The 18,650-nt window shown below is 43.4% G+C and carries 16 protein-coding genes; 8 read left to right on the top strand and 8 right to left on the bottom strand.

Features of this window, described 5'->3' with window-relative positions:
• Positions 1–36: 36 nt before the first annotated feature.
• Positions 37–771, bottom strand: a complete 735-nt coding sequence (locus ACM0OZ_RS32185) for a class I SAM-dependent methyltransferase (protein ID WP_414586895.1) — start codon at positions 769–771, stop codon at positions 37–39.
• Between the two features lie 173 nt (positions 772–944).
• Positions 945–2,222, bottom strand: a complete 1,278-nt coding sequence (locus ACM0OZ_RS32180) for an ABC transporter substrate-binding protein (RefSeq protein ID WP_414586934.1) — start codon at positions 2,220–2,222, stop codon at positions 945–947.
• A 156-nt stretch (positions 2,223–2,378) separates the two neighbouring features.
• On the opposite strand from ACM0OZ_RS32180, the gene ACM0OZ_RS32175 reads away from it, so the two are divergent.
• Entirely contained in the window at positions 2,379–3,827 is a 1,449-nt protein-coding gene (locus tag ACM0OZ_RS32175; RefSeq protein WP_414586894.1) for an MFS transporter, read from the top strand.
• Between the two features lie 478 nt (positions 3,828–4,305).
• Here the strand turns inward: ACM0OZ_RS32175 and ACM0OZ_RS32170 are convergent, their stop codons facing one another.
• Positions 4,306–4,899: a hypothetical protein gene (locus tag ACM0OZ_RS32170; protein ID WP_414586893.1), complete on the bottom strand. Its 594-nt coding sequence runs from the start codon at positions 4,897–4,899 to the stop codon at positions 4,306–4,308.
• A 460-nt stretch (positions 4,900–5,359) separates the two neighbouring features.
• Here ACM0OZ_RS32170 and ACM0OZ_RS32165 point away from each other — a divergent pair, with 460 nt between their 5' ends.
• Positions 5,360–7,795 (top strand): filamentous hemagglutinin N-terminal domain-containing protein, encoded by a 2,436-nt coding sequence (locus ACM0OZ_RS32165; protein ID WP_414586892.1) that lies wholly within the window; start codon positions 5,360–5,362, stop codon positions 7,793–7,795.
• Positions 7,796–8,136: 341 nt separating this feature from the next.
• Here the strand turns inward: ACM0OZ_RS32165 and accD are convergent, their stop codons facing one another.
• The 5 genes from accD to leuB form a co-directional block, all read right to left on the bottom strand.
• A complete protein-coding gene (accD, locus tag ACM0OZ_RS32160) occupies positions 8,137–9,096 on the bottom strand; it encodes an acetyl-CoA carboxylase, carboxyltransferase subunit beta (RefSeq protein WP_414586891.1) in 960 nt (319 codons plus the stop codon).
• Positions 9,097–9,301: 205 nt separating this feature from the next.
• The gene (locus tag ACM0OZ_RS32155; RefSeq protein WP_096568685.1) at positions 9,302–9,517 is read right to left on the bottom strand and encodes a hypothetical protein; all 216 of its coding nucleotides are present in this window, start codon (positions 9,515–9,517) and stop codon (positions 9,302–9,304) included.
• Between the two features lie 145 nt (positions 9,518–9,662).
• Positions 9,663–10,484, bottom strand: coding sequence for a prepilin peptidase (locus ACM0OZ_RS32150; RefSeq protein WP_414586890.1), 822 nt, complete (start codon positions 10,482–10,484; stop codon positions 9,663–9,665).
• Positions 10,485–10,558: 74 nt separating this feature from the next.
• Complete coding sequence (locus ACM0OZ_RS32145; RefSeq protein WP_414586933.1) at positions 10,559–10,819, bottom strand: hypothetical protein; 261 nt, start codon at positions 10,817–10,819, stop codon at positions 10,559–10,561.
• A gap of 92 nt (positions 10,820–10,911) precedes the next feature.
• On the bottom strand, positions 10,912–12,000 hold the full coding sequence (gene leuB, locus ACM0OZ_RS32140; protein WP_414586889.1) for a 3-isopropylmalate dehydrogenase: 1,089 nt from the start codon (positions 11,998–12,000) through the stop codon (positions 10,912–10,914).
• 258 nt (positions 12,001–12,258) lie between these two features.
• Between leuB and ACM0OZ_RS32135 the strand changes: the two genes are divergently transcribed.
• The 6 genes from ACM0OZ_RS32135 to ACM0OZ_RS32110 all read left to right on the top strand — a co-directional run bounded on the left by ACM0OZ_RS32135 (position 12,259) and on the right by ACM0OZ_RS32110 (position 18,475).
• On the top strand, positions 12,259–12,771 hold the full coding sequence (locus ACM0OZ_RS32135) for a hypothetical protein (RefSeq protein WP_414586888.1): 513 nt from the start codon (positions 12,259–12,261) through the stop codon (positions 12,769–12,771).
• Between the two features lie 119 nt (positions 12,772–12,890).
• Positions 12,891–13,745, top strand: a complete 855-nt coding sequence (locus tag ACM0OZ_RS32130; protein ID WP_414586887.1) for a mechanosensitive ion channel family protein — start codon at positions 12,891–12,893, stop codon at positions 13,743–13,745.
• Between the two features lie 487 nt (positions 13,746–14,232).
• Complete coding sequence (locus ACM0OZ_RS32125) at positions 14,233–15,183, top strand: ABC transporter ATP-binding protein (RefSeq protein WP_414586886.1); 951 nt, start codon at positions 14,233–14,235, stop codon at positions 15,181–15,183.
• 94 nt (positions 15,184–15,277) lie between these two features.
• A complete protein-coding gene (locus ACM0OZ_RS32120) occupies positions 15,278–17,140 on the top strand; it encodes an ABC transporter permease (protein WP_414586885.1) in 1,863 nt (620 codons plus the stop codon).
• A gap of 603 nt (positions 17,141–17,743) precedes the next feature.
• Positions 17,744–17,836 (top strand): ribbon-helix-helix protein, CopG family, encoded by a 93-nt coding sequence (locus ACM0OZ_RS32115; RefSeq protein WP_414586884.1) that lies wholly within the window; start codon positions 17,744–17,746, stop codon positions 17,834–17,836.
• Between the two features lie 189 nt (positions 17,837–18,025).
• The gene (locus ACM0OZ_RS32110; protein WP_414586883.1) at positions 18,026–18,475 is read left to right on the top strand and encodes a hypothetical protein; all 450 of its coding nucleotides are present in this window, start codon (positions 18,026–18,028) and stop codon (positions 18,473–18,475) included.
• The last annotated feature ends 175 nt before the right edge of the window (positions 18,476–18,650 follow it).

The raw sequence follows: 18,650 nt of genomic DNA, 5'->3' as shown, positions 1-18,650 counted from the left end.
TACCAACGCAACGTGCGTACACCCCACCCCTAACCCTCACGCTGGTTTGTATGCAATAAATGCTAGATGAGCTTTGGGTAAAGGGAATTGACCATAACTCTGGGTTGTTTCAACCTCAAAGCCTACTTGACGAAGCTTTGCTGTCACATCTGCCGCTTTGTATAACTGCTGACGGTGGACTTCGTCATCTCGTCTGTAATGTTCACCCACCTTGCGAAAAGTGATGATTCGACGGGTTAGTATTTCACTGTCTCGATCCTCTTCTTTTTGAACAAGTACTATCCAGTCCTCTCCCTCGGTAAAATTCTTGATTGGGGTTCCTGATGTCAGTTGTCCCGGTTCCGCAATGTCAAAGATAAAAACTCCTCCAGGAGTTAACGCGTTATATATACGGTAGAAGAACTCAACAAGCGTTTGGCTATTGTTGTCTAGATCAAACAGGTAGTTGAGGCATTCACCGAGAGAAATGACAGCATTGCATGGCGGAATATCAGCTTTGAACAGGGATTCGACTCGAAAATCGGCATCTGGTACTCTTGTTCGTGCAATTTCGATCATTGACTCAGAAATATCGATTCCGAGGACTTTGTAATCAGCCTTCGTAAATTCTTGCGCTGATAATCCACTTCCGCAACCTAAGTCTACTATTAGACCTTCCCGTATTTGGCTACGGTTTAGGATTTCCAAAATGCCAGGAGCAGATTTCAGCGCCCAATCACCGAAACCGACATCATGAATAAAGGCGAGGTCTTCTTTGTACCACTCATTCATCTTGCACGACCCTAGCATTGATTTTATAGCGCTTCTGGTTTAATAAAGTACAAATTTATCTGTGTCCATCTGTGTCCATCTGTGGTTCATTATTTCTTTGGTGTACCTTACTCCGGGTTCTTACCGCTATATTTTCCCAGTTTAGCTGTAGATAGAGATGCAAGATATGACATTTACTTTGTAGCGATCGCCTGAATCAACTCATTCGCCTCATCCTGCGCCAGTTGCATTGCTTGTCGTAGTGGTTGCTGTCCTAGTAAGGCACTGACAAACTGGTTGTCAAAATTGTTTATAATCGCTGCTGGATATTCACCTGCTTGCCAAGGCATAGCATAATCCACTCCTGCCACAAGTGCAGCCCGCAACGGGTCTTGGTCATAACCCAATTTTTGGGAAACAGATTTACGGGATGGCAAAGCGAAGCCTGTTTTCGTCCACTTTGTCATACCTTCTTTACCTGTAAGGTAAGAAATAAGCTTCCAGGCTTCGGCTTTGTGCTGGGTTTGTTTGTTCATCACGTAGGCAACAGTAAATACCATTGTGCCTTGATTGTTATTAATTCTAGGTAATTCTGCTGTTGCAAACTCTAGATTGGGAAAAGTTTCCGTTAGGTAGGGAATTGCCCAGTTACCCTCAATCACCATTGCGACTTTACCCTGACCAAACATTTCACTCCCTGAGTTGGTTCCAACATCAGATTTTTGTGCTGAGGAGCGGTCTTTTTGATACTGATCTACCGCCAATTGTAATCCTTGCAATCCGGCATCACTGGCAAAAGCTGCATAACCATTCTGGTCTACAACTTGACCACCAAAAGCTTTGATTTTGTAAGCCTGACGCGCTAATTCAGGGATTTCCCCGAAGCCATATTGGTCAATTCTGCCATCTCGGTTATGGTCTACGGTCAACTTCTGTGAGTAGGTGCGTAATTCCTCCCAAGTTTTTGGAGGTGTGGTTAACCCTACAGCAGCAAAAGCTTTTTTATTGTAAAACAGAGCAAGTGTGGAATAATCCTTGGGCAGACCATAAATATGATTACTGTACTTGAAGCTATTGAGTAGCCTTTGCTCAAAGTCAGCTAAGCCAAATTCGGAGGTAATATATGCATCAAGTGGTTCTAAAACATTCTGGCTCATGAAGAAAGGAGCCTCAAAAACATCTAAGTAGAATACATCCGGTGCAGCTTCACCAACTAAACGGGTTTTAATGACATCCATGTATTGGTCGTTGATGACCTCATGTCTAACTTTGATACCTGGATGCTGTGCTTCAAAGTCTTGTAATACCTGTTTCAAGAGTTTTTGCTCTGCTGGACTAGCTATCCAACCACCGAGTTTGATGGTTACAGGAGTTGGTGGTGAGGCGCTAGGATTGGGTAGATTGTGACAAGCAATAACCGAGAGGGCGATCGCTACTAACAGTCCCAAAAATTTCAACAATTTAGTTCGCATCACGGCTAGATAAAAATTCTGTCACTTTACATACTGTTTTTGTAGCTTAGGATGAAATTTCTTTGTTATGTAAATTTTTGCTGAGAAATACAAGTTAGAATAACAAACGATTGACCACACAGTTAGAGATGTTTCATCTACCTGTAGAGATAAATTATGGATTCTATTCCACTAGAAATGACTGCTTCTGAAATAACCCAGATTACAGTTTCGGAAACAGCACCCTCTCCTACCTCAAAACTCAGCCCACGGCTCTCTAAGGATGGTATTCGCACCAGCCTAAAAGCCTCAACCGTGGATGCTGTGTTCGCAACGTTTATGAATATTACTTGTAGCGGGATTTTGCTCAGTAATTTCCTGGTAGAGTTAGATGCCAGTCCCATGGTTTTTGGGATGCTGTCTTCTATCGCGATGATAGTAAATCTCATCCAGCCTTTGGGTGCTTACCTGTCAGAACGCACAACCAGTCGCTTTCGGTATTCCTTGTTGACAAACGGGACTAGTCGGTTACTCTGGCTACTTCTAGTCATTGGCATTGCAGCCCTAAGCTTAGGACGGATTAATTCTCACCAAGTGGTGATGCTGGTGCTGGTGATTGTCTTGTTAACCAATCTATCGGCAGCATTCGATAGTTCATCATGGCTGTCGTGGATGGCAACCCTCGTGCCTCGGCGGTTGCGGGGACGGTATTTCGGATTACGTAACAGTCTGGCTAGCCTAACCAATTTGGTTTGTGTACCTTTAGCGGGTCTAGCTGTCTCGAAATGGCCCGGTGGGACTCTACAAGGTTATGGCGTGGTGCTGTTTGTGGGTGTCATCTCGGGGCTAATTAGCTTGGGGTGTCAGTACTTCCAAGTGGATGTGAACCCACAGGAGCAAAACGCTGCTGCCATGAAATCTTCTGCCCAAAAGGCAGTTTCTGATGATGCAAATAATGCAACTGCTGAAGACAGCATCTGGAAGAACTCTAACTTTTTAAAGTTTCTGCTGTATTTCAGCTCGTGGATGTTTGCTGCTAACCTCAGCCTCCCCTTCTTCAACATGTATATGCTGGGCACGCTCAATTTAGAGGTAAGCTGGGTAACTTTCTATGGTAGCCTTCAAGCGGGGGCGAATCTGCTGATGCTCATCATCTGGGGCAGGTTAGCAGACAAAATCGGCAATCGTCCAATTTTGCTTGTTGTAGGGATGGTAGCTGCAAGCGTACCGGTGCTGTGGCTGGCGATTGGTGCTAACCTTATTGATTTGTGGGATTTGTGGCTGTGGTTGCCGCTGATACACATCTTTATTGGAGGTAACTGGGCAGCACTTGACTTGTGCAACAACAATCTGCACATAGAGGTGACACCAGTTAAAAATAAATCCATCTATTTCGCGACTACTGCTGCAGTTGGCGGGGTGAGCGGTGCTCTAGGTACCACCATAGGCGGTTTCGTCGCAGAAAACCCTTCCTTTGGAGGTTTAGCAGGATTGTTCGCAGTCTCTGCGGTATTGCGACTTGCAGCGCTTGTCCCCCTGATGTTTGTCCAAGAACCGGGAAGACAATCTTTCACCCAGATGGTACAAAATCTCTGGATATTTCGCAAAAACGTAGTTGAGAGTTAGGCACTAGCCTGGTTGGCAGACATACAGTCACTTATTGGTAGTTGATGACATATGTACATCAATTAAGTGATAAGATTTAAAAAGTTTTGTAAAGATTAATAAAGCTTTGCGTAAATTTCCCGCTTAGTAGCGATTAGAGTACACAGGTTGTTGATTGAATCTATAGCGGTTTGCATTTGCATACACTATAAACCGCATGGTAGGGGCACAGCATTGCTCATACGTGTCAACAATCACGTTTAACCATTAATTCCACGTTGGTTTGACCCCACCCCCAACCCCTCCCCGCAAGCGAGGAGGGGCGAATACTGCGGTTGCATAAAGCTTGCAGTTTCAAGTCAAGAAGTATGTATCTATTAACCGCCTCCGTGCTTGCGGGCTATCCATTACCCGGATCTTTCTCAACATTTACGAGAGTAATCACTCACGTTTTTTCTAACCCTGAGGTGTTAACGTTGAAATCGTGAAAGTGGTGTAATCAAAGCCTTGCAGAACTAAACCGCTTCAACACAACACTAAATAATCCTACAGCTAGCATTCCTCCTATCATATGAGGTTCAGGAGCTGACACAGATCGTTGGCTTAACGACCAGCGAGTAACTGAAAGAGCCTCCGCTTCTCTCTGTCGAGATCCAAACGGAAAGCCAAAACCATTACCAGTAGCGAAGATTCCTACTGTAGCGCTATTAGGAGCTAAAACGCCATTAGTCTGATAGCTATTAGAAAGAATGAATCCAAAATTATCATTTCCACCAAAAGGAGTAGCCGAGGGTATATTAGGGTCGTTCTGAAATCCAGTAAGATTAAACACATTCCCAGAAAAAGAAATTCTTGAGTTGTGGATGAAATTTAAGTTAATCGTTGGCTCTGCCGAATAACGCGCGGATAAATTTCGCAGATTTTGTACTGTATCTCCATCTGATTGCAAATCTCCTTCTACTGAGCCTGATATAGTATTTCCTGTTAGAAATTCATAAGAAAAATCGAAGACAGCAGCCTCAGCAGGATTTCTAGATATAAAGAATCCTAGTCCAACAACTATAGTGATAGCAGAGAGTTTTTGAAGCAACATATTTTTCCTCTAGAGAAAAGACTGATTTGAGTTGTCAAGTATGATACATTGAGTCATCTTTTATAAACTCATCGGAAGTTACTTTGCTTGTTATGCAAAGTATCGGTTTTTTTAACATTTCTTCATGAAGATTGTCACCGACGCTATTACCGAGGACAAAACCTGTACAAAAGGCAAGGTTCCTTTTACGATTACCCGTTCTGCCTCCACAGATACACGTGTGCCCCAAATCAAGCAGTTTATTGGAATAATTTCTGATTAAACGCGAAAAATCCTGCTTGTTTTGAAGAGAGTTGCGCGTTTCTTACAGGGTTTTTATAAAGTTTTGTAAAGAAATGGCTGGTTTTGCATAAAACTTGCACTTTTTAGCTGACTAGTAAGCAGGAGTTTCCTTGATGGTTCACTAACCGTGCTTCATTCAGAAAAAGAGCGCAACTACTGCAAAGTTTGGAAGAGTACAATGTCTGGGATAACTACTCGTTGGGGCTGGTTTTTAGGAATTGCGATTGGAGGTACGCTTTCTTTGTCTGGAAATTGTGCTAACGCCCAAATTACTCCTGATAGCACTCTACCCAATAATTCCAATGTCACACAAGTGGGTAATACTAGCGTTATCAATGGAGGAACGCAAGCCGGAAGCAACCTGTTTCACAGCTTTGGGAAGTTTTCTATTCCTACTGGTGGCACTGCTTTCTTTAATAATGCTACTGATATTGGGAACATTTTTAGTCGGGTAACGGGTGGGTCAGTATCAAACATTGATGGGTTAATTAAAGCTAATGGTACAGCCAACCTGTTTCTGATAAATCCTAATGGGATTATTTTTGGGCGTAATGCCTCGCTGAACATTGGCGGCTCATTTCTAGCAAGTACGGCAAGTAGCTTGAAGTTTGCTGATGGCTTTGAGTTTAGTGCGACTGCTCCACAAACTACGCCGTTACTGACTGTAAGTGTTCCTATTGGTTTGCAATATGGGGGAAATCCAGGACGTATCCTCAATCAATCCGAAGCCAATCCAGATAATGCAACCAATAGTTTTAGACCACCTGTTGGTCTACAAGTGCAGCCTGGGAGAACCTTAGCGCTCGTGGGTGGTGATGTGAGTTTGGATGGTGGGGCATTGACTGCTCCCGGTGGTCGAGTTGAGTTAGGAGGAGTAGCAGGAACAGGAACTATAGGACTGAATGTGGATAGCAACAATGTGTTTTTGGGTTTTCCCAATGACCCAGCACAAGTAAATATTTACTCTCAGAAATTGTCTTTGAGTTTTCCCAACAATCTAGCCAAAGCAGATATTTCCGCTTACAAAGCCTCAATTGAAGCTAATTCTATTCAGTTACAGGGCAAGCAAATTACGCTCACTGGTGGTTCAAATATTCGTGCAACAGATTCCTCGTACCTATGGCAACCGTCGATAACTTATGTAACCTCATTAGAGGGAGGTAATATAATAATTAATGCAGAGAAATTGACTGTTCGTGATGGCTCGTCTGTAAATGCTATTTCCTGGGATTCCTCTGTTTCTGGAGGAAAGTTAACAGTAACTGCCTCGGATTCTGTGGAATTAAGCGGTACATTAAACAATCAACAAAGTGAATTAAGAGTTGCTAACTTACCAGGTAACAGTTCAGATAACAATGAACAATTAACTATTTCTACTAAAAAATTAATTATTCGAGATGGAGCACAAGTAAGCTATTTTTCTGCTAGAAACAGGGCACAGGGAGAGGGGAACCTTACTATCAATGCCTCTGACTCTATAGAACTTACAGGTATCTCTACAGAACGCTATCAATATATACCATTCAATGATGTGTCAGAAGATGGTCGGTTTATAAGTGGCATATTTTCTACTGTTTTTAATGTTGGAGGTATTGGAAGTATAACCGTTAACACCAAAGAACTGCTGATTCAAGACGGAGCAAGAATTTCAGCTTCTACTTTTAGTATTGGTAAAGGCGGAACTTTAAACATTAATGCTTCCGACTCTATACAACTAAATGGAAGGTCGGCAGATGGTCAGGTTAACAGTGGTCTGTTTGCCACATCAACGTTGAGCACTGCTGGCAGCATAAATATTAAAACTGGGCAATTGAATGTCCAAAATGGGGCTGAAGTAACTGTGAGCAGTAAAACAGGAAGTGCAGGCAACATAGAAGCTGTAGCTCGCTCTATCCAACTGGACAACCAAGGGAAACTTACAGCTAACTCAGTAACGGGTGCAGAAGGAAATATTTTTCTAAGAGTACAAGATTTACTGCTGTTGCGCCGCAATAGTGAGATATCTGCTGTCTCAGGCACACCACAGGCTGGTGGAAAGGGGGGCAATTTTCAGATGGATGCCAAATTCATACTTGCTTCAGAAAATAGCGACATAGTTACCAATGCTTTTACTGGTAGTGGAGGAAATATTGCTATCCGTTCCCAAAGCATCTTTGGCACCCAATTCCGGCAACAGCAAACTCAAGAAAGTGATATTGTTGCAACTGGACAGGTCACATTAAACACACCCGATGTAGACCCTAGCCGGGGATTAGTGGAACTGCCCATAAATCTGGTTGATATTTCACAGCAAATTGATACTAGCTGCAATCCCAACAGTAGTCAAACAGCTAGTTCCTTTTTTATCACTGGACGCGGCGGCTTATCCCGCAATCCGTTTGAGATGTTGACATCTGACGCTGTTCTGGTAGACTGGGTAACTCTCAACCCAAACACTGACAACCACAACAGTCCATCTGTTTCCACAAATCTCACAAACCCCACACCAGAACGGATTGTAGAAGCTACTGGCTGGGTGATAAACTCTAAAGGTGAGGTGATTCTTACAGCTAATCCACCCACTACTTCATCTCATGGTTCATGGCAAAATCCTGTATCTTGCCGTAGTTTTTAGATGTCAATTTTGTCCGTTGACTATCGCAACCCCTACCTGTACACTTGAACAGCCCCACTTAGTAGAGCGTATTTGCTGTAGCTAGCGATGCAACGGACAGTTAGTCCGTACCTTCCGGGCTTACCATACTGGCAGCGGGAGACGAGTTGATGCAGGCGATCGCTCTACCGTTGATAGGTGAGTTTCAAACTCCCGATGTCAAGCACGAAGAAAGTTAAGTACGACTAACACTACTCGCTGATTGGGAAAAAGCTAAAAGTGACAATACAACGCATTTAGGAAGTTAGGAGTTAGAAGTGAGGAAGTTTTCACTCTAGCTCCTCACTCATAACTTATAACTTCTATGACTCAGCAACAGTAGAACTCAAACTTCTTGTCTCCCAAACGACCATATTATGAGTTGTCGTTGGTGCGGGTGGCTGGTGCAAAGCAATCAACTGTGCTAAAGTTCTCTTGAGCGCAGTACGAGGCACAATCTCATCGACAAAACCGTGCTTTAGCAAATCTTCCGCACTTTGAAAATCCTCTGGCAGTTTTTCTCGTAGGGTTTGCTCAATCACTCGCCGACCAGCAAAACCAATCGTAGCTTTCGGTTCTGCCAAGATAATATCGCCCAACATGGCAAAACTAGCCGTGACACCACCTGTGGTGGGGTTTGTCAAAACGGGAATGTACAGTAACCGCTCTTCCCGATGACGCTGCAAAGCTGCTGAAATTTTCGCCATTTGCATCAGCGAGAGCATCCCTTCTTGCATCCTCGCTCCACCAGAGGTACAAACAATAACCACAGGATACCGTCGCTGAGTGGCTTGCTCAATCAGGCGGGTGAGTTTTTCTCCCACAACAGACCCCATGCTTCCACCCATAAAGCGGAAGTCCATGACGCCAACAGCAACGGGTAAACCGTCTATTTGACCCAAACCAGTTTTAACGGCGTCTACTAAGTTTAGTTTGTCCTGCATTTCCCGTAGCCGATCGCTATATGCTTTGCGATCGCGAAATTGCAATGGATCGGTGGGACGCAAATGCTCATCTATCGGTCTCCAACTGTTTGCGTCAATCAATTGACGGATGCGCTCATCGCTATCAACTCGATTATGATGTCCACACTCGACGCAAACCATTTGGTTCGCTCTCAGGTCTTTGGTATATGTCAAGACACCACAGTTAGAACATTTATGCCACAGCCCATCAGCAATTTCACGTTCTTGGCGTTCCAGGTTGGTAGACCCTGATTTCCGTCGATTTGCAAACCAATCTAACAGAGATTTTAAACCGCGTGATTCTTCGTTGTTCGCCATTTGTATTTTATTTGAGTGGATAGTATGTCGAAAAAAGGTCAAGCCCCTTGTTTGTTGTCTTTATTCTTTTATCATTAGTCCTTTGTCCATACTAAGGATTAATGACTCATAACTGATAACTACTTATTCAAATTCCTCTTATAAGCAAATCAGACCTTCTGTATACATCTTTGGTTGCCAGCTTAACGAAAATACGTAAACAAATTCAAGTCTCTTGCTCGTCTTCTGGGGGACTTAAGAGTAGCAACGCAGTCCACTTATCTTGTAAACGTACTTGTAAAGCGGCTGGAGTCCCAGCCCCCAAATACGATTTCACCCCCAAATCAATAATTTTTGTTGATATATCATGAGAGGCAAGCAGTTGTTGCATTAATTCTGCTTGCCAACGAGTACTTGTTGTTAAGAGAGTGATCCAAGTCACTATGTTGATATTACCAAAAGCTGAAAGATAGATGGGGTGATGAAATTTACAGTTATAGTGTAGCGGGGAATGGTGAGATAGGGAGATGGAGGAGTGAGAGGGTGAGGGAGTGAGGAAGTGATTTGTTGGGTTGTGTTCTTGTGTTTCAACTGGTTGGAAAGAATAAGCGCAGGTAGGAAGCTAAAATAGCTTCGCCGCCAAATAGAGTCATGAGTGCACCGCAAGCGAGAAAAGGACCAAAGGGTATCTTTTGTCCCCATTTTTGAGGCGATAGTATTATACTACCTCCACCTATGATCGCTCCCAGGACACAAGCAAGAAAACTAGCAACAAGCAAATACTTCCATCCTAGCCATGCTCCCATCATCGCTGCTAATTTGGCGTCTCCTGCACCCATAGCAGTTTTGCCTAAGACAATTGAACCAATGATTCTAATGGCATCAAACAGCCATAACCCCACCACTGCTCCTACGATCGCGATCATGAAATGATCTACCAATCCTAGCCAACTCGCTTCTAATAAAAAACCATAAACCATCTGAAACACAATTCCCATGACCAAACCCGACTTAGTCAACGAGTTGGGTAATGTCATTGTATCTATATCTACCAGTGATAGCGCTAATAACCAACTGCAAAACGCCCAGTACCCTATTGTAGAGAGCGAAAATTTAAATATCCAAAAAATTAGTAAAAAAATAATACCCGTTACCCCTTCTACCACAGGGTAACGGATAGAGATTTTACTTTTACAATAACGGCAACGCCCTCTTAACCATAGCCATCCCAACACTGGGACATTATCGTAGGGTTTGAGCTGGTTTAAGCAATGGGGACAGCGAGAAGGCGGAAAAAGAATCGACAGCTGAGTTGGTAAACGATAAACGACAACATTTATGAAGCTACCAATAGAAGCTCCTAGGGTGAAAACTATGACACTTGCCTGGACTATGATCAAGGTGTCCATTCAGTCAATTGTCCTTTGTTATTTGTCCTTTGCTCAAAGGTTATAACACTGACTCATGACTCATCACTTGTGACTTAATACATATACGATTCAATTTGATTCAACTGCACGAAACATTCTTCTGGCAAGAGGATTGGTTGATTGGTAAAAATCACCTTACCTCGGTGATTAAATCGGTTAATTGCGACTCCTGAAGGTTGCCCAGTCATCTCGGGATGTACCTCACAGTAAATGTGATAAATCTGACCAGCGGCTCTGATGACGGCAGGATCAATCAAAGGTGGCTGATTTTTGGGGTTGGTATAATTTGCTTGTCCTTGTTTTAAAGCGTACACCACTCACTGTTTCTTGTTGTAGGTTTGTGTTAATAGTTTATCCGAAAAGTTTCAGCAAATGTTGCCAAAATTGTCGGTTTGAGCCTAGGCAATTATTCGGCTTCGAGGACTTGAATAAGTGCCTCGCCCATAGCGCGGCAACCCAGAAGGTTCATGCCCGGAGACATTATATCTCCAGTGCGATCGCCTCTTTGTAAAACTTGTAACACTCCTTGTTCAATGTGATCTGCTGCACTTGGTTCGTTCAAACCATATCGAAGCATCATAGCGGCACTCAAAACTTGTGCTAAAGGATTTGCCTTATCCTGTCCTGCAATATCTGGGGCGGAACCGTGGACGGGTTCAAACACTCCTGGATTAGAAGCACCTAAACTCGCAGAGGGTAACATCCCAATACTGCCAGTCAGCATAGCAGCGGCATCCGAGAGAATATCGCCAAACAAGTTACCTGTAACAATCGTATCGAACTGTTTGGGAGCGCGTAACAACTGCATGGCTGCATTATCTACATACATATGAGAGAGTTCCACATCCGGAAACTCTTGAGCAAGTTTGATGATGCGATCGCGCCACAGTTGAGAAACTTCCAACACATTCGCCTTATCCACAGAACAAAGTTTCCCTGCGCGTTTGCGTGCAGCTTCAAACGCCACCCGTCCAATGCGCTCAATTTCTGATTCGGTGTAAGCCATCGTATTCACACCCCGCTTTTCACCAGTTTCTGTTTCAAAAATGCCCTTAGGCTTGCCAAAGTAAATTCCACCTGTAAGTTCGCGTACCACCAAAATATCAACACCTTCGACAACTTCGCGTTTCAAGGAAGAAGCATCAATCAATTGCGGTAATATTTTCGCTGGGCGCAAATTGGCGAATAATCCCAACCCCGCCCGCAGTCCTAACAAACCTGCTTCCGGGCGTAAATGGGATGGTAGAGAATCCCACTTGTAACCACCAATAGCCGCTAGTAAGACAGCATCGCTGTTGCGGCATATATCTAAGGAGGCGGCTGGTAGGGGTTCACCCGTAGCGTCAATGGCTGCACCACCGATGAGGGCTTCCGTGAATTCAAACTGAATATCAAACTTCTTCCCTACGACTTTCAGCACCTCTACCGCCACTGCCATAATTTCGGATCCAATGCCATCGCCAGGGAGTAGGGTAATGCGGTATTGCTGTGCCATAGTTTCGTTTTAGCTGGGTAAATGTTTAATCGCGCAGAAAATCTTGCAGATTAAATATCATACCTAGCAAGTGTACGCTCATGAGTAGCAATCGAGCAAAAAACTGGGTTAAGCCTGTAATCCTTATTTGGTGGTCATATCAGGTTCAGTTAATCACCCACAATTCCCCTACGCCCCACGCCGCTTTGCGGCGTGGGGCGATTTTATTATTATGTAATTCAAAGGACTTGATATAAAAGATTAAGAAACGCCAAGGAAATGAGTAAACACGTGCGTGATAATCTGGACTCGCCCGAGCAGGAGAGGCAAGAGGAGGCGGCGGAGTGGAAAGCTTACACTCAACAGCAACAGGCGCAGGAGGAGGAACGGCAAATCTCAGAAGAGCAGCGGCAAACCTCAGAAGAGCAGCGGCAGTCTGCCGAACAAGACAGGCAGTCAGAGGAGAAGCAGCGACAGACGGCGGAAAAAATCAGGCGGGCTACTGAACAAGCGCGACTGGCTACTGAACAAGCACGACAGGTGGCTGAAGAAAGCAGGCTGGCGGCTGAAGAAAGCAGGCTGGTTACTGAACAAGCACGAGTGGCAGCTGAACAAGCGCGACACGCAGCTGAACAAGCGCGACACGCAGCTGAACAAGCACGAGTGGCTACTGAACAAGCGCGACACGCAGCTGAACAAGCGCGAGTGGCTCAACTGGAGCAAGAGGAGATTTTGAAGGAGATGCGGCAGTCTGCCGAACAAGCGCGACAAGCTCGTAGTAAAACCGATTAGTGCAGGAAGCAATACTGTTGGGTACAGCCTATCAGGAAAATAAAAAAAAAGTATTTATACGCAATCTTTGGGTTATTTCCTTGTATGTTTGTTATGACCTCTCAAGGAGAGAAAAGTTTATGGATCTCAATAAGATCAGCCAGGTTGCTATCCAACTGTTAACTGAATTTGGACTAAAGCTTTTAGGTGCGATCGCCTTATGGATCGTTGGTCAAAAGTTAATTGATTTTGCATTGAAACTGGTGCGGCGTGGTTTCAGAAGCCAGCATGTTGATCCGACAATCGTTAGCTATCTTCTCAATATCATTGGCGTCACCCTAAGAATCGTTCTTGTTGTTGCACTTCTCGGGTTTTTTGGGATTGAAACAACCTCGTTTGCAGCATTATTAGCTGCTGCTGGCATAGCTATTGGTGCCGCATGGGGTGGACTACTGGCAAACTTTGCAGCAGGTGCGTTTTTAGTTATCTTTCGACCGTTTAAAGTTGGTGATTTCATTACAGCTGCAGGCGTCACAGGTACGGTTACAGAAATTGGACTGTTCACGACTTCAATTAATACGCCCGAAAACGTCTTGACGATTGTCGGCAATAACAAGATATTTGCAGACAACATCCAAAACTTTTCAGCCAATTCTTACCGTCGCGTTGACCTCGTTGCCCAACTCCACCATAATGTGGATCACAACGATGCAATTCGGCTTTTAAAAGCCAGAATTAGCGAAATTCCTAATGTTCTCACAAATCCAGCACCAGATGTAGAAATTCTAGAGTTCAACTTGGCGGGAACCGTACTAGCAGTACGTCCTTACACCAATAATGAACACTACTGGCAGGTGTATTTCGACACTAACAAAGCCATTAGCGAAACCTTTGGTCAAGCTGGCTATCCTGCTCCCGAACACCGCTATGCGATTAGTGAATCATCTCATAATGGCAGTCAAGCTACTCTCTTAACACCACCTGTTGCATATTAATACTGCAGCAACAAATTCAAGATTTAACTTTTCAAATACTGTTTAAGATTATCCCCTTCCAAGATCAGCATGGAAGGGGATTATTTTGCTTAATTATAAACAAAAGTTTATACATATCACCGTCCGTTGAGGATTTGTGAAATCTGGCATACAGGGTGTTGACTGTCAACTGTTAACCGTCAACAGCCACCATGGATATTTTTTACAACTCAAATAGGATTGCTATATAAAAGTAGAAAATGTGCAAAGCCTAGAAAGAAAATCAAGTTTTGATTAAAACTAGTTTCAATTTCCGAAACAAGCCTGACAAATACTGTAGCCAGAAGCTACGCTGAGTGTTATTGAATAATTGCAGCTAAACAAACAGGGTAGGCTACCAGACGCGCTAGATGTGGACAGTTCTCTATGTCATAGTGTCGTGCCCGTTAAAATTTCAGTCTAGATGACTGAATGCAACTCAGTATAATTCCAAACCGCACCAGTAGCTATGACAAAAGAATTGGCAATTCGCACCTGTGGACTGACGAAGCAATTTGACAGACACGTTGCCGTTAATGATATTGATTTAGAAATAGAAGCGGGTGAAGTTTACGGACTGATTGGTCCAAATGGTGCAGGGAAAACAACTCTCATCCAAATGTTAGCAGCAGCCCAGGAACCAACGACGGGTGAGATTTATATTAATGGCGATCGCCTACGCCGCGACAAAACCAACCCCACCCTCAAGCGCCGCCTGGGTTACTTACCCGATGACTATCCGCTGTACGACGAACTCACAGTCTGGGATTACCTAGATTATTTTGCCCGACTTTATAAATTACGAGAACCACGCCGCACTCAACGCCTACACGAAGTTTTAGAACTCATACAACTCGGTAATAAACGCAATAGCTTGATTTCAACCTTATCGCGAGGAATGAAACAGCGTTTGTGTTTGGCGCGAACAATTATCCACGAACCGATTGTCTTGCTGCTTGATGAACCCGTTTCAGGATTAGATCCCATCGCCAGGATGCAGTTTCGCGAAATCATCAAAGTGTTGCAAGAAGCAGGGATGACGATATTAATTTCCTCCCACGTTCTCAGTGATTTGGCAGAACTGTGTACCTCAGTGGGAATTATGGAACTCGGTTTCTTGGTAGAAAGTTCATCGCTACAACAACTCTACCAGCGTCTTGCCCGTCAGCAAATAGTCATATCGACTTTAGGGAAGCTAGACGAACTTTTAGGCGAACTGAAAAATAATCCTTTCGTGGAAGAGTGGGAGATAATGTCTACAAAAAACAGTGTGCGGGTAAATTTTTCTGGAAAAGAGGAAGATTGTGCAGATTTGTTGCGATCGCTTGTTAAAGCTGGTGTTCCTCTGACTGATTTTCACTGTACTCAAGAAGACCTAGAAACAATTTTCCTCAAACTAGGTCATAAGCAAGCATCTTGATGAGTCATTAGTCATTTGTAGAGACGCGCCATCGCGCGTCTAAACGACGAACTTTGATGCAAATTGATTCACTTAATTGTGGAGTTTCTTTCAAATGATAATCAACTTTATAGAAAAACTCGGCGATTGGAATCCGCAATTGTTACGAGAACTTAAGGGTCGCCTGAAAGTTTTTCCGGCTGTGATAGCGGTTGTGACTTCTCTACTTGTTCAGTTAGTTGTTTTCCTGTATCAATTGCGGGAACTTCCTGGCGAAAACTACTCGATGTACGCACAATACTGCAAAGTAGGTTTAACTTTTGAGCAAGCAAGAATCAAACTTGACAGAGAACTGTCAATACAATATCAACAACTGCAAGAACAATTTCGTCGCTATAGCAGTTCTACTGAGTTCGACCAGGTAAAACTTGAGCAAGTTAAATCACAAATAACAGAAGTAAAATACAAACAACATCATATCCACCAAACCTTAAGTAATCGATTTTGTCCTTTAGACCAAATTGATATGCAAATGTGGTGGCGTGACCACTGGCAATATATATTCCTATCGCTGAGTGTGATTTTTATTTTCACACTGTTAGTTGCTGGTACGTATTTGCTTATTAATAACTTAGCAACGGAAGAACGGCACGGTACGCTGAATTTTATTCGTCTCACTCCTCAGTCGGAAACCAGTATTTTGACTGGCAAAATGCTGGGTGTTCCCATCTTAATTTATCTGGTCATCCTCACAGCAGCACCTTTACATTTCTTGGCTGGAAGTGCTGCCAATATTGCCACAAGTTACATATTGAGCTTTTGGGCTGTACTAGCTGCTTGCTGCATTTTCTTCTACAGTGCTGCACTGCTGTTTGGTTTATGTTGCCGTTGGTTCAGTGGTTTTCAACCTTGGTTAGGTAGTGGTACTGTTCTATTATTTTTGTTACTAACTCTAGGTTTGGCATCTGAAGACACAAATATCGTTGACACTGGTTTGTTTAGAATATTCAGTCCCTTGGATATAACCAATTATCTCTTCCCACAATCGTTCAATATATACAATGGTGGACCGTTCAAAAAATTGCAGTTTTTTAACTTGCCAATTGGGAAAAGTATTGTTGGTATTGTGAGTTTGCACTTATTGAATTATGGGTTGTGGACTTATTGGATTTGGCAAGCACTCAAGCGTTGTTTTCGTAACCCCAATTCTACTATTTTAAGCAAAAAGCAAAGTTATTTCTGGATGGCTTGTTTGCAACTTGTCAACTTTGGAGTTTACTTTGGAGTTTACCAAAATATCAATGGCTTTACTTTATATGATGTGCGAAGATACTTAACGTGGCTATATCCTTTGAATTTGTTGGTATTTCTGGGGTTAATAGCAATTCTCTCACCGCACCGTCAAACTGTACAAGATTGGGCAAGGTATCGACACCAAAATGTTACGAGTAGCAATAGTTCTTCTCGGAAAAACTCTTTGTTAGAAGATTTAATTTGGGGTGAAAAAAGCCCAGCCGTTTTGGCAATAGCCATCAATATTGTCATCGCTACAACCCCTTTATTAGTGGGGATTTTACTTTGGTATCATCCTGCGGAAGTTAACCTTGTTGATAAGATGAAGGCACTTTTGGCTGTGGCTTTGTTCATAAGTTTGATAATGATTTACGCCACTCTGACTCAACTTATGCTGTTGATGAAAACTCCCAAGCGTGCTTTCTGGGCTATTGGTACTGTAACAGCAGCAATGTTTTTACCACCGATACTGTTAGGAATACTAGGCATTCATGCACACAACAATCCCATTTTATGGCTATTAACAAGTTATTCTTGGGTGGGTATTTCAAAGGCTGGGACTACCACAATTTTTATGGCTTTTCTAGGTCAGTTGAGCATCTTAGCATTGTTAACCTTCCAGTTGACACGCCAAGCGAAATTAGCAGGGGAGTCTGCTACACAAGCATTGTTAGCAGGGCGATAAGTTTTGAGACGAACCGTATTGTGCTATAAGCAAATAAACTTTCCCATTTTTAATTTTGACATATCATTTTACCACAAAAGTTGGTAAAATATGGAAAAAGTTGATTCCAGCAGTTTTCAATTGGCTAGAACACACGGCAGTACTGTAGGGGCACAGCAATGCTGTGCCCTTACCATGTGGTTTGTACTTTATGCTTTTGAAAGCGCTGTATTTCCGGGCGGTTATGCGGTCTATTGAACTCTCCTGGCTTTGAAAAACCAGGATTCTAGACTGTTGTTGCTACGTGGGATAGGTGCCACACTCCGCAACGTTGTCTCATGTTTTTTGTAAAACACGTTGGCTGGTTCAAACAGCCCTACCCGCCTCGCCCCCGAAGGGATGTGCGGCTACTTTGGTATCTTCCAACCATGAAGATTTTACGTGTTGATGGCTCTGAAAAGACTTTTCAACACAACCCCATATCTTCAATTGTCCTGGTTCAGTATGGCATCACGTTTGTTTTTTGGAGTTTTTCATCCTGTGTTACCATGACATCAATATAGCATATTAATGATGTCATGCGTAGATTTAGTACAAGATTTTCGCTCATAAGAGTATGAAGAATTGGTAAAACTAAGTAAACGAAAAGAGAGGTCAATGAATGACTTAATCAGAGAAGCGCTAAGGCAATACATTGAAAGAGAAACAAAGGGCTAAAGCCCTTCGGGTCGGGTATCCCGTCCCTGTTTAAAACACAGATGTAGTTTTCCTCCGTACGTCAAACTACATCTTCCCTTCGGGACGCTACGCGAACAGGGGTTCTCACCCTCCCAATATGCTTTGATAGAGAATACTGCAAGATATTCAGATGTTCTCTTATTCCAAATTAAATAACCAAGATTCAAAATGACTCAATTATCTACCGATGAAATTCGGTACTATCGAGAAGTTTTGCCAGATGATGCATCTGCACAGGAAGCGTTGACTAAGCTGGAACAAAACAACGGCGACATTGACGCTTGTTTAGATGAAATTTTGTTAGAGAAATTCAGTGCGCCGAAAGACTATCAAAAATCTCTGCGGGAAGTGACACTGAAGCGGTTGCGGAAAGAACTCTGCGGCGCTGATGAGAGTTTCCGTACCAAGGTGCAGGAATACAAAAAAAATCCGGCTAGTGCGCCGTTACTCTCAGCGTTGATTGTCTCTTTGCTAGGCATGAGTGGAGTGCCGCTCGACCCCACCATTGCGACTATCATTGTGTTGTACATTGTCCATATCGGCATCGATATATTTTGTGAATACACGGAACCGGATGCTGATGCTTCTGGAAACCAACCGCCAGGAAACCAACCCTGAAGCACCCCACCCCCTAACCCCCTCCCCGCAAGCGAGGAGGGGGAATTTACTGTTTTGGTAATCTCTCTAAAATCTCCCGTGCTTGCTCAGCCCAATATTCATCCTTATACTCAACATATATCTGCTACGTAAATCCTAGACAAGTCTAGACATTCTACTTCTTTCTTCTCGGGGA

Source organism: Scytonema sp. PCC 10023 (genome assembly GCF_963920835.1).
GTDB lineage: Bacteria > Cyanobacteriota > Cyanobacteriia > Cyanobacteriales > Nostocaceae > Kalymmatonema.
The sequence above is the reverse complement of the archived record's forward strand: the minus strand, read 5'-3'. Positions and strand labels throughout refer to the sequence as shown.

Bases quoted from the DNA above. Each gene is read 5' to 3' on its own strand.
- ACM0OZ_RS32135 (WP_414586888.1), top strand. From the start codon at position 12,259: ATGAGTAAACACGTGCGTGATAATCTGGACTCGCCCGAGCAGGAGAGG.
- leuB (WP_414586889.1), bottom strand. From the start codon at position 12,000: ATGGCACAGCAATACCGCATTACCCTACTCCCTGGCGATGGCATTGGA.
- ACM0OZ_RS32110 (WP_414586883.1), top strand. From the start codon at position 18,026: ATGACTCAATTATCTACCGATGAAATTCGGTACTATCGAGAAGTTTTG.
- ACM0OZ_RS32185 (WP_414586895.1), bottom strand. From the start codon at position 771: ATGAATGAGTGGTACAAAGAAGACCTCGCCTTTATTCATGATGTCGGT.
- ACM0OZ_RS32170 (WP_414586893.1), bottom strand. From the start codon at position 4,899: ATGTTGCTTCAAAAACTCTCTGCTATCACTATAGTTGTTGGACTAGGA.
- accD (WP_414586891.1), bottom strand. From the start codon at position 9,096: ATGGCGAACAACGAAGAATCACGCGGTTTAAAATCTCTGTTAGATTGG.
- ACM0OZ_RS32125 (WP_414586886.1), top strand. From the start codon at position 14,233: ATGACAAAAGAATTGGCAATTCGCACCTGTGGACTGACGAAGCAATTT.
- ACM0OZ_RS32180 (WP_414586934.1), bottom strand. From the start codon at position 2,222: ATGCGAACTAAATTGTTGAAATTTTTGGGACTGTTAGTAGCGATCGCC.
- ACM0OZ_RS32165 (WP_414586892.1), top strand. From the start codon at position 5,360: ATGTCTGGGATAACTACTCGTTGGGGCTGGTTTTTAGGAATTGCGATT.
- ACM0OZ_RS32130 (WP_414586887.1), top strand. From the start codon at position 12,891: ATGGATCTCAATAAGATCAGCCAGGTTGCTATCCAACTGTTAACTGAA.
- ACM0OZ_RS32175 (WP_414586894.1), top strand. From the start codon at position 2,379: ATGGATTCTATTCCACTAGAAATGACTGCTTCTGAAATAACCCAGATT.
- ACM0OZ_RS32150 (WP_414586890.1), bottom strand. From the start codon at position 10,484: ATGGACACCTTGATCATAGTCCAGGCAAGTGTCATAGTTTTCACCCTA.
- ACM0OZ_RS32120 (WP_414586885.1), top strand. From the start codon at position 15,278: ATGATAATCAACTTTATAGAAAAACTCGGCGATTGGAATCCGCAATTG.